The sequence below is a fragment of the Streptomyces sp. NPDC033178 genome (genome assembly GCF_055577685.1).
The window spans coordinates 1-2,517 of record NZ_JBVIPT010000038.1 but is presented as its reverse complement, the minus strand read 5'-3'; the positions used below and the strand labels follow the sequence as shown (position 1 = coordinate 2,517).

General features: G+C 63.5%; 4 protein-coding genes. 3 read left to right on the top strand and 1 reads right to left on the bottom strand.

What is annotated here, in order from left to right; translation table 11 throughout:
* The first annotated feature begins 339 nt into the window (after positions 1-339).
* The 3 genes from ACZ5VQ_RS48065 (at position 340) to ACZ5VQ_RS48055 (ending at position 1,755) form a co-directional block, all read left to right on the top strand.
* A complete protein-coding gene (locus tag ACZ5VQ_RS48065; RefSeq protein WP_469110540.1) occupies positions 340-603 on the top strand; it encodes a hypothetical protein in 264 nt (87 codons plus the stop codon).
* Positions 604-859: 256 nt separating this feature from the next.
* Positions 860-1,303, top strand: a complete 444-nt coding sequence (locus ACZ5VQ_RS48060; RefSeq protein ID WP_469110539.1) for a peptidase inhibitor family I36 protein — start codon at positions 860-862, stop codon at positions 1,301-1,303.
* Positions 1,304-1,440: 137 nt separating this feature from the next.
* On the top strand, positions 1,441-1,755 hold the full coding sequence (locus ACZ5VQ_RS48055) for a hypothetical protein (protein WP_469110538.1): 315 nt from the start codon (positions 1,441-1,443) through the stop codon (positions 1,753-1,755).
* Positions 1,756-1,817: 62 nt separating this feature from the next.
* On the opposite strand, the gene ACZ5VQ_RS48050 is transcribed toward ACZ5VQ_RS48055, so the two are convergent.
* The gene (locus tag ACZ5VQ_RS48050) at positions 1,818-2,288 is read right to left on the bottom strand and encodes a transposase (RefSeq protein WP_469110537.1); all 471 of its coding nucleotides are present in this window, start codon (positions 2,286-2,288) and stop codon (positions 1,818-1,820) included.
* Positions 2,289-2,517 lie beyond the last annotated feature (229 nt).

Below are 2,517 nucleotides of genomic sequence, written 5' to 3'. Positions count from 1 at the left end.
CACCCCCGGAGGCGGCAACGGCTCCCAACCAGGCGGCTTAGGAGGAACCGGAGGAGGTCCGAATACCCCGGTGCCCGGATCAGTAACCGAAGGTGTCGGCTCCGTGGCACTTTCGGAAGGGCGACGACTCCCCTGTCCGTTATCCGTCGATGAGGATGCCTGATATGGCATGGTCATGCCGCGCCTCCTTGGAGAGGTCGATCTCTGTGCCGAACTGAACTTGGCGAAGCCTTTGTGAGCATGCTCTTACCACTACGTGTTCGTTGGGCCGATAGTTCTACGGGCCTTCAAACCTGTCCTCACTGTCTGTCCGGTCCTGCGGGATGCGTGTACTCCGCTGTGCCAGGTACCGACCCAGTTGAGGGGGGCGGCTTCACCGGTGAGGTCCTCGCGGCAGGCGTCGAGGAACACGCCTTGCGTGGCGGCGACCGTTTCAGCGTGCTGGTCGAGTTGCTGCCCGAGGCCGCCGACGACCTCACGCTCTCCGCCGCTTTCCCCTACAGCCAAGACCTCGATGCCGTCCTCATCCTCTTGCCGGAGGCCGGAGAGCTGCGCGCGGACGGGGTGTCGGCCCTGCGGAGTAGGAGTTGGCGGAAGAAGTGAACCGTGGAGCGGTGATTGGTCGTTGTAGAGATTGGGCCCATGTACCGACAGGGCCACACTGGGCCGTCTCCGCGGCGAACGACCAACCGGTCTCTACCTCTGCAGCGAGGGCCCGGTTCGCCCCGCGACTCTCCTTCGCAGGTCGAACGATCGCACGTTGATAATCCTCCGAACGTGGAATTCTTGTGACGCTCAGGGTCATCATGGCGTGGATGCCCGTCGGCCGCTGATGAGAACTAGAGGAAGTTGGTAGAGAATGCTGATGACTAAGCCTCGTGCAAGCGCATTGCTTTTCGCTACAGCTGTGGCCGTTGGAGGGGCGGCAGTTGTGGCGCCGCCCGCGAACGCAGCCTACAACTGTGCGGGAAATCAAGTTTGCCTGTACAAGAACTCCGACTTCACAGGGTCCGTCTATATTCTCCCTCAGGTTACGCTGAGCGATGGAACGAAGACATTCTGCGCAAAGGACCTTTCCCGGAGCAGGTATTCGGACGGATCTTCGGTGGACAATACAGTCTCGTCCATCGTGAACAATTCTAGTTCGGTCATCTTCCTCACGGAATTCAAGAACGGTGGCGGAAAGCGGACCTCGGTAAAGGGCGGATATCGTTTCTGGAACCTCGATTCCATGCAGACATTCGATTCTGCAGGCAACATGACGTATGAGAGCTTCAATGACCGCGTCTCTTCCGCATGCTAGCTTGATCTTCAACTCCGTCGCTGAATGGTCCGTCGAACTCAAAAGACCGGTTCGATAAGAGACCCGCGAGGCCGTGGGATTGTGGATCTCGGCTGAACACGTGCTCCGGCCGACGAGGTGCGGCCCCTGCTCACGCAGTGGGTCGCCCCGTCGCGCCAGGCACCCGCCTGCGCACTCCGCGCACTCCGCCTCGGCTCACCGAGGAAGCCCAGGCAGCCCGCGAACGACTGGTCCTGCCCCGCGCAGAGGCAGGGCGGCTGCGGCGCGAGACTCATGACGGCCTCGGCCCGCTCCCGGCCTCCGTCCGCCTGCACATCGACCTCGCCCAGGCCCACCGCCCCAACGACGTCCGCACCAACGGCTGTGACTTCGTCGGCGCCCGCGGCTACCAACGACGCGGCCGTGAGCCGGCCGCCACCATGCCGCACGCTCTTCTGTCGGCGTACACGTGAACGTGGCCCTGGCAAGATTTCCGTGAAGCGGGAGTGTGCCACCGTGCGCCGGTGACGCTCCGTCACGGGTAGCGGCGTCGGAGTCCTGCCATGAGGATGACGCGGTGGCGGAGGAGCGGAACTCCAGCACGGCCGGCCATGATTCTCTTCTGGAGTTTTAGATCTGTGATCCGGCCTTCGTTGACGCCGGAGTTGAACGGGGTGCTGATCCCCTCAACGACTGCGTGTTGGTCTTCGCGGATGGCTTTGGCCAGGCTGGCCAAAGCGGGGAGACGGGAGGCCGCGAGGTGTTCGAGCCAGTCCGGCAGCGAGTCGGCGTCGCGGGCGTCGAGCATGGCCGCGAACTGCCGCACCAGGTCATGGGTTCGGTCCAGTTCCGGGCAGTTCTGAAGCAGCCGCCGGAGTGCTTCGGTGGCGTGCACGCCGCGCCAGGACGGTTTGGTGGTGATCCACCGGGTGACCTGGCGGGGCGAGGGTGGCCGCTCGCGCGGTGTGTCGATCGGCAGACCGTGACGTAGCGGCGCGATGGCCATCTGTCGGGTAGCCGGAGCCCATTGCTGGGCCCCGGCTCCCTAAGAACCGGCCATGCGGGCTTTCCCCGCAGCTCGGCTCAAGCAAGCCCCAAGGGCTCCGCAGGTCAGCAGGGTTATGTGGTCCGCTCACCGTCTGAACCGCCCCGTGTTCGTTAGAGACTTGATTCCGTGAAAGGATTGAGTCATGGCACGTCCTTCCTCCTATCCCGCTGAGCTGCGTAAACGAGCG

What these genes read in the sequence shown, in the direction of transcription:
- ACZ5VQ_RS48050 (WP_469110537.1), bottom strand. Translation starts at nt 2,288, where the DNA reads ATGGCCATCGCGCCGCTACGTCACGGTCTGCCGATCGACACACCGCGC.
- ACZ5VQ_RS48060 (WP_469110539.1), top strand. Translation starts at nt 860, where the DNA reads ATGCTGATGACTAAGCCTCGTGCAAGCGCATTGCTTTTCGCTACAGCT.